The following is a 6,385-nucleotide window of genomic DNA, read 5'->3' on the forward strand; positions in this document are numbered from 1 at the left end:
CGATAAGCGCTCACCACACGCCCGCAGAGCCGCCGCTTCGCGCTCGGCACGCACCTTGGCATCCAGCGCGTCGGCGATCTCCCGCTGACGCTCCCGGTTGGAGTGCCGGTGGATCAGCGCGGCCCGCACCCCGCGATCCACATACTCCGCCGGACCGGCCGCGGTGGCGATGAGATAGAGCACCCGGGTCATGACCGCAGTCCACAACGCCCCACCAGAGCGGTCAAGCCCGCACCCGGCGAAGAGGCCAGTTCCATGAGTTCGCCGACCAGTTGGGTCACCACCGGCCGGCGCACCCCCGACAACGCGCCCGTCGAACCCGTGGCGCCGCCCTCGACGAGCGCCACACGGTCCGAACAGAGCTCCATCTTCGAGAGCCACGAGTGCCCCTGGCGCCCCATCACCCGAGCGTCTGGAGATCCACCGGGAAGCCCCACATCCCGAACACCCCGCACCAGGGCTGGAGCAAAGCGGTTCAACGGCGGTGCGTCGGAAACCGGTAGAGTCGAAGAACCCACTCCACCTTCAGACAAAACAACAGGATCGCACCTTATGTCGGAATCTCTGCTAGTGAGTAAAAACAGGCTCCTCGCGGGATAAAGGTGCTGGTCGGCTCCTGTGCTCCCCGCGCCTGCGGGGGTGGTCCCGGCACCCACAACCCCCTGTGGGACCTCGCCCGGTGCTCCCCGCGCCTGCGGGGGTGGTCCCTGGTGGCGGTGATGGCGCAAGGCGACGCGGTGGTGCTCCCCGCGCCTGCGGGGGTGGTCCCTGACCACCCGCACCACACCGGAGGATCCCGCCGTGCTCCCCGCGCCTGCGGGGGTGGTCCCGCCACGCCGGTCGTGGCGTTGCCGGTGACGTTGTGCTCCCCGCGCCTGCGGGGGTGGTCCCGGCGTCGGACGCCCCCGGCACGGCGGGACGGGGTGCTCCCCGCGCCTGCGGGGGTGGTCCCCTTTTCACGCTCATGGTCATGGGGCAATACAAGTGCTCCCCGCGCCTGCGGGGGTGGTCCCTTCGCGGCGGCCCGCTCCCGGGTCTTCCCCGTGTGCTCCCCGCGCCTGCGGGGGTGGTCCCGCGCGCCCGTTGCGGCCGATGGCCCGGCCCTCGTGCTCCCCGCGCCTGCGGGGGTGATCCCTTCGCGACGGTGCGGGCCTGGTCCGGCCACACGTGCTCCCCGCGCCTGCGGGGGTGATCCCGACCCCCGTCACGGGCGCGGTCTCTGCGGGCCGTGCTCCCCGCGCCTGCGGGGGTGGTTTCGGATAAGCATGCGACATCGTCGCTCGCTCCGTGCGTATGCGCCGGGCGCGGAGCCGGGGATGAGGGGCGTGCCCCATCCGTGCCCTTCGGAGCGGACAACACCGGTCAACAGCGGTGTTCACGGACCCGCCGGGACGGGTGGCGATGGAGGCGTTTCCGCAGATCAGAGCGGCTTTCTACGCCGAAGCGTCGGTGCTTCCCAAGCTCAGAGCGCGAGTTCGATTCTCGTCGCCCGCTCCACTGCAAAGCCTCGGGTCAGGGACCTAATCCCGACCCGGGGCTTCGTTGTGTCCGAGCCTGCCAGGACTTTCGCGGCAGAATCGTCTGGCAGCACTCTTCGTCCTCGGCGAACGACAGCCGTGCAGGAGCAAGGGCCCGCGGGCAAGGAGCCTGCGCGTCCAGTAGAAGCAGGTTGCCCGTCGGCAGATGGTCGTCACCGGACATGTGGCCGCCGCCGGCGCCGGGGATCCATCAGAAGTAGAGAATTTGCTGCACTTCCTGCATGGAGGAGTGGGAGATCCGCGTCACCGATGAGATCCTCGCCTGGATCAACGCCTTGGACGAGAAGTCGAAGGCGCAGTTCGTGGATGCCCTCGACCGGCTTGCGGAAGGTGGCCCCGGCCCGGGCCGCCCGCTCGTTGATCGGCTTGAAGGGTCGCAGGTCCACAACCTCAAGGAACTACGCCCCGGCTCCGCAGGCCGCTCCGAGATCCGCCTCCTGTTCGTCTTCGACCCGTGGCGTTCGGCGATCCTGCTAGTGGGCGGTGACAAATCGGGGAACTGGTCGACCTGGTACCGCCAGGCGATTCCACGCGCGGAAGAGCTGTACGTCGAGTACGTGAAGGAACGCGAAGCCGAGGAGGGACAGCAATGAAGAAGTTTCCCAAGTGGAGCGATGTACGTGCCGAGGTTGTTGCGGGTGCCGGCGGCGAAGAGGCTGTGGCCGAGGCCCGCAAGCGCAACCAGGCGTACATCGACGGGCATCGGCTTGCCGAGCGTCGCAAGTCTCTTGGCCTGACGCAGAGCGACGTCGCGGAACTGATGGGCGTGACCAAGAGCCGGATCTCGCAGATCGAGCGCGGAGAGGTCTCCACCGTGGAGGCCATCGCCCGCTATGTCGCCGCTCTTGGCGGCCGGATCCAGATCTCCGCCGTCTTCGGTGACGGCCTGTACATCCTGCGCGGAACGGACACTCACGCCGCGTAGGCCACAGGCCCTGGACGCATCGGCATCCGGGCAGCGCCAGTCGTTCGCACACCGTAGTGCTCGGCGGCGCCGCCAGTTCCTGCTCGCCGTTGTGATGGTCAGCCGGTCGCCAATGATGGTGCCTCTCGAATCTCCCCAGCTACTGCTGAGGATGAGACACACCCTCCTCTGTTGATCTCCCCATCATCGTGTGATCTTGCCCGATGCGCGTCAGGTCGACGAGCGCAGCCGGTCCAGTTCGTCGCTGATCGCCTCCCGCAGTGCGTCATGCTGCGGACCGAGCCCGGACCGCTCCTCGCTCCACCGTTCACGCGGATGAAGCCACACCGGGGCACCCACCACATCGGCGGGCTCCCACGCGAACCGCGGCCAGACGTGCGCGTGCAGGAACGGGTCCGTATTTCCCGGGATCTCCAGGTTGACCCGCAGGAAGGCCGGGTCCAGCCGCCGGCAGACACGCTCGACCGCTTCACCGAGCCGGTCCATGTCGGACAGGAACGCCGGCCGCTTCGCCCTCGGCAGGTCCGACAGCCGCTGCACCTCCGGCTCATCCACGAGCAGAACCGAGTAGCCCGGCAGGAACTGAACATCCCCGATCACCGCGAACCCCGCCGTCAACCGTCGCAGCACAGTCGGGTTCTCACCCCTCAACGCGGCCCCGATCCGATCCACCCGCCAATCACCAGCCATATCCGGAACCTACAAGCCGACGATTGAGAATCGCTGTTCGCGTGGAGACCCGCTCCATCGACAGGAGGCCCCGGGGCTCTCGTAAACGCTCGTGCCCTTCCTTGGGCACCCGAAGACGACCGGGGCTCGATGGCCGTGCCCCATCCGTGCCCTTCGGAGCGGACAACACCGGTCAACAGCGGTGTTCACGGACCCGCCGGAACGGGTGGCGACGGAGGCGTTTCCGCAGATCAGAGCGGCTTCCCGCGCGAAAGCGTCGGTGATTCCCAGGCGAGGGGGCGAGTTCGATCCCCGTCGCCCGCTCCACCCCGAAGCCCCGGGTCGGCGACCCGGGGCTTCGTCGTTGTCACCGGCTCTGTCGCCGCCGGAGAGCGGCCTCCGACGAGAGCGGACGAGCGCAACGGCCGACGGAAGGGACCGAGTGGCGCAGACCGTGCAGGCGGGGCCAACGTCACACAATGACCGGCTCCGGCGCTTCACCGGCTCGGAGCACGGCTCACTACCCGGTGCCACGCTGGCACCCAGTGCGCATACTGGAGTATGCTAGAGCGTATGGCCGGCACCACGCGGATCACCGTGACCCTCCCCGCCGAGCAGGTGGACGAGCTGAGGAAGCTGACGGACAACGTCTCCGGATATGTCGCGGAGGCTGTGGCGCGCCAGATCCGGCACCAGCTCCTCGGCGACGACCTGCGGCGGCACCAGGAGCAGCACGGGGACTTTGCCGAGGAGGAACTGGCCGAGGCGCACGCCCGGATCTTCGGTACACGAGGCACCGGGGCGGAGTCGGCCGCCGCGTGAAGCACGTCGAAACGGTGGTCCTCGACTCCCAAGGGCTGTCCGCATGGGTAACTCAGGACCGCAAGACTCTCGCGCTGTTCCAGGTATTCCACGACATGGGCGCCGACCTGGTCATCTGCGCCAATACGATCGTCGAGGTCAGTCACAGCCGGGTAGACCTGCCCCGGCTGCGCTGGGCGCTGTCCCGGCTGAAGATCGAACCGGTCACCGACCAGGCCGCGAGGGCCGCGGCGGAACTGCTCAAAGCCGCCGGCCTGCACGGTCACAAGTACGCGATCGACGCCACCGTTGCCGAAGCGGCTCTGCGGCAGCCAGGCCCCGTCGCCATGCTGACCTCGGACATCGACGACATGCGCACCCTTTGCGGAGACCGCATCCGGCTCATCGGCATCTGACGGCCGGCGAATGGCCCGGCCCGTGCCCGATGCGTGCCCATCAGCGCGGTCAACCACGGTCAACCACGGTCAACCACGGTCAACAAGGATGCTCAGCGGCGGACAGCTCGTCGCACCCGGGATGCTTTTCAGCAGGTCAGAGCGGCTTTCCACACCGAAGCGTCGGTGGTTCCCAAGCGAGGGGGCGAGTTCGATCCCCGTCGCCCGCTCCACCCCGAAGCCCCGGGTCGGCGACCCGGGGCTTCGAGGTTGTCCGGACCTCTCGACGGCTGTCGTGCCCTCCGCGTGCCCCGGGAAGCGCTCCCCGGGAGCGGGAGCGTCCCATCAAGTCGTCGGAGATCTTCGGCCGCGAGTGCGGCCGTGTGACGCCGAGGTCGATCGGCAGCCGGGAGACCTTCTCGAGCGAAACGAGCCTCGGGCCGGTGAGCGTTGCCCGCCCCCGCGCCCCGTCGTCGTATGAGTCCCGACGTGGGCGCGCGGCGCGGCGGGCTCGGCCTTCCGCCGAGCCCGCCGCGCCGGCTCCGTGCCGGAGCCGAACCGGTGTCCCGCCGTCAGCGCTGCAGTGTCAGCAGACCCGGACGGTAGGGGAGGAGGCCGTAGTCGCCGCCGGAGTTGGGGCTGCGTCCCTGGTAGAGGAACTGCAGGTTGCAGGGGTCGATGGTCATGGTCTGATCGGGGCTGGTGCGGAGCAGTTCACCGTGGCTGATGTCGTTGGTCCAGGTGGCGCCGCTGTTGGCCTTACCGGCGAAGGGGTTGCTCTCGGTCGCGGCCTGGGGTGTCCACGAGCCGTTCAGACTGGTGGCCGTGAACGAGCGGAAGTAGCGGCCCTGCGAGCCGATCGCCTCGACGATCATGAGGTAGCGGTTCTCGCCCTGCAGTTTGTAGACCTGCGGGGCTTCGAACAGGTTGTTCGTCGTGTCGCTCATGATCACTGTGGAGTTCGTGCCGAAGCTGCTCGGGAAATTCCCGATCGGCATGCCGGCCCGGTAGATCCTGCCGTTGTCACCGGCGAAGAACAGGTACATGTGCGTGTCGTCGGCGATGAGCGCCTGGTCGATGGGTCCGGTCGGGGAGTTGGAGATGCTTCCGGAGAAGAGCTCCTGCTCGGCCGACCAGCCGTTCGGGTTGGTGGGGTCGTTCGAGGTCCGGTAGGAGAAGGAGGTCCTGCCCCATTGGTAGGCGAGCACCCAGATGTTCTTCGGTGCGAAGTAGAAGAGCGTGGGCGCGACGGTGGAGGAGGACATCGCGTTCTGGTTGGCCGAGGCCATCTCCGACCAGTTGCCGAACAGGCTGAAGTTCATCGAACCCCAGCGCGTCCCCGTGTCGTGCGTCGTCGCGTAGACGAGGTGCCGGCCGTTGTAGGGCACGACGGTGAAGTCCTTGAGCGAGACCCACCCCGACCTGGGCTGCGCCAGCGGGCCCGTTGACGTCCAGCGGTATGTCGAGGGAAGAGCGCACGGGCCGGGGTTGCCGCCGGTGCCGACCCTGACGAGCCGCCACTGCTGGTTGGCGCCGCCCCAGTCGTCGTACTGCACGATGTTCGCGTTGTCGGCGGTGGAGCCGCCCTGTACTTCGAGGGCCTTGTTGCTGTGGCGCGAAATGAACCTCACGTGGCCATCCGGGCTGTCGACCAGCCGCCACTGCTGGTTGGTGCCGTTCAGGTCGGCCCACTGGACGATCGAGCCGCCGTTCGCGGTGGACCAGTTGTGGACGTCCAGCACCTTGCCGGAGTGGCGGGACCTGATGCGGTAGTAGCCGTTACCGGAGTCGACGAACTGCCACTGCTGCTGAGCCTGATCGTTCCTGGTCCACTGGGTGATGCGGGCGCCGTCGTTGGTGGCCAGGTTGTGGACGTCCAGGGCCTTGCCGCTGTTGCGGTTGACCAGCACATACGAGGCGTTGGTGTCGACGGTCGCCGCGGCGGCGGGCTGGGCGCCGAGGAAGGTGACCACGAGCAGCAAGGGCGCGAGGGCGGCGAGCAGGCGTTTCGGGCGGAACGGGGACGGGGGGCGAGACGACATCAAGGCCTCCCTTTC

The 6,385-nt window shown here is 68.3% G+C and carries 7 protein-coding genes, 1 pseudogene and 1 CRISPR repeat array; of the genes and pseudogenes, 4 read left to right on the forward strand and 4 right to left on the reverse strand.

Annotated features, from left to right (window positions below):
• Positions 1–207, reverse strand: a pseudogene (locus FNQ90_RS27185) (hypothetical protein); the annotation flags it as partial.
• Complete coding sequence (locus FNQ90_RS09155) at positions 189–368, reverse strand: hypothetical protein (protein WP_182605908.1); 180 nt, start codon at positions 366–368, stop codon at positions 189–191. The pseudogene FNQ90_RS27185 and the gene FNQ90_RS09155, both read right to left, overlap by 19 nt.
• Before the next feature lie 250 nt (positions 369–618).
• Positions 619–1,257: direct repeats of the CRISPR family, unit length 29 nt; unit sequence GTGCTCCCCGCGCCTGCGGGGGTGGTCCC.
• 502 nt (positions 1,258–1,759) lie between these two features.
• Here FNQ90_RS09155 and FNQ90_RS09160 point away from each other — a divergent pair.
• Together FNQ90_RS09160 and FNQ90_RS09165 are read left to right on the forward strand one after the other, a co-directional pair.
• Positions 1,760–2,131 carry a type II toxin-antitoxin system RelE/ParE family toxin gene (locus tag FNQ90_RS09160; protein ID WP_182605909.1) on the forward strand — a complete coding sequence of 124 codons (372 nt, stop codon included), beginning with the start codon at positions 1,760–1,762 and terminating at the stop codon, positions 2,129–2,131.
• The gene (locus FNQ90_RS09165; protein ID WP_182605910.1) at positions 2,128–2,463 is read left to right on the forward strand and encodes a helix-turn-helix domain-containing protein; all 336 of its coding nucleotides are present in this window, start codon (positions 2,128–2,130) and stop codon (positions 2,461–2,463) included. Before FNQ90_RS09160 ends, FNQ90_RS09165 begins: the two co-directional genes overlap by 4 nt.
• 210 nt (positions 2,464–2,673) lie before the next feature.
• Here FNQ90_RS09165 and FNQ90_RS09170 read toward each other — a convergent pair whose 3' ends face one another.
• Positions 2,674–3,153 carry a diadenosine tetraphosphate hydrolase gene (locus FNQ90_RS09170; RefSeq protein WP_182605911.1) on the reverse strand — a complete coding sequence of 160 codons (480 nt, stop codon included), beginning with the start codon at positions 3,151–3,153 and terminating at the stop codon, positions 2,674–2,676.
• Positions 3,154–3,705: 552 nt separating this feature from the next.
• Between FNQ90_RS09170 and FNQ90_RS09175 the strand changes: the two genes are divergently transcribed.
• Both FNQ90_RS09175 and FNQ90_RS09180 read left to right on the forward strand, forming a co-directional pair.
• Entirely contained in the window at positions 3,706–3,954 is a 249-nt protein-coding gene (locus FNQ90_RS09175; protein ID WP_182605912.1) for a type II toxin-antitoxin system CcdA family antitoxin, read from the forward strand.
• The gene (locus FNQ90_RS09180; protein ID WP_182605913.1) at positions 3,951–4,349 is read left to right on the forward strand and encodes a PIN domain-containing protein; all 399 of its coding nucleotides are present in this window, start codon (positions 3,951–3,953) and stop codon (positions 4,347–4,349) included. The genes FNQ90_RS09175 and FNQ90_RS09180 overlap by 4 nt, the downstream gene beginning before the upstream one ends.
• Before the next feature lie 551 nt (positions 4,350–4,900).
• On the opposite strand, the gene FNQ90_RS09185 is transcribed toward FNQ90_RS09180, so the two are convergent.
• Positions 4,901–6,370: a non-reducing end alpha-L-arabinofuranosidase family hydrolase gene (locus tag FNQ90_RS09185; protein WP_182605914.1), complete on the reverse strand. Its 1,470-nt coding sequence runs from the start codon at positions 6,368–6,370 to the stop codon at positions 4,901–4,903.
• Between the last annotated feature and the right edge of the window lie 15 nt (positions 6,371–6,385).

The sequence above is a fragment of the Streptomyces alkaliphilus genome, from assembly GCF_014141535.1.
In the GTDB taxonomy this organism is placed as follows: domain Bacteria; phylum Actinomycetota; class Actinomycetes; order Streptomycetales; family Streptomycetaceae; genus Streptomyces; species Streptomyces alkaliphilus.

Bases quoted from the DNA above. Each gene is read 5' to 3' on its own strand.
- FNQ90_RS09155 (WP_182605908.1), bottom strand. From the start codon at position 368: ATGGAGCTCTGTTCGGACCGTGTGGCGCTCGTCGAGGGCGGCGCCACG.
- FNQ90_RS09160 (WP_182605909.1), top strand. From the start codon at position 1,760: ATGGAGGAGTGGGAGATCCGCGTCACCGATGAGATCCTCGCCTGGATC.
- FNQ90_RS09165 (WP_182605910.1), top strand. From the start codon at position 2,128: ATGAAGAAGTTTCCCAAGTGGAGCGATGTACGTGCCGAGGTTGTTGCG.
- FNQ90_RS09170 (WP_182605911.1), bottom strand. From the start codon at position 3,153: ATGGCTGGTGATTGGCGGGTGGATCGGATCGGGGCCGCGTTGAGGGGT.
- FNQ90_RS09175 (WP_182605912.1), top strand. From the start codon at position 3,706: ATGGCCGGCACCACGCGGATCACCGTGACCCTCCCCGCCGAGCAGGTG.
- FNQ90_RS09185 (WP_182605914.1), bottom strand. From the start codon at position 6,370: ATGTCGTCTCGCCCCCCGTCCCCGTTCCGCCCGAAACGCCTGCTCGCC.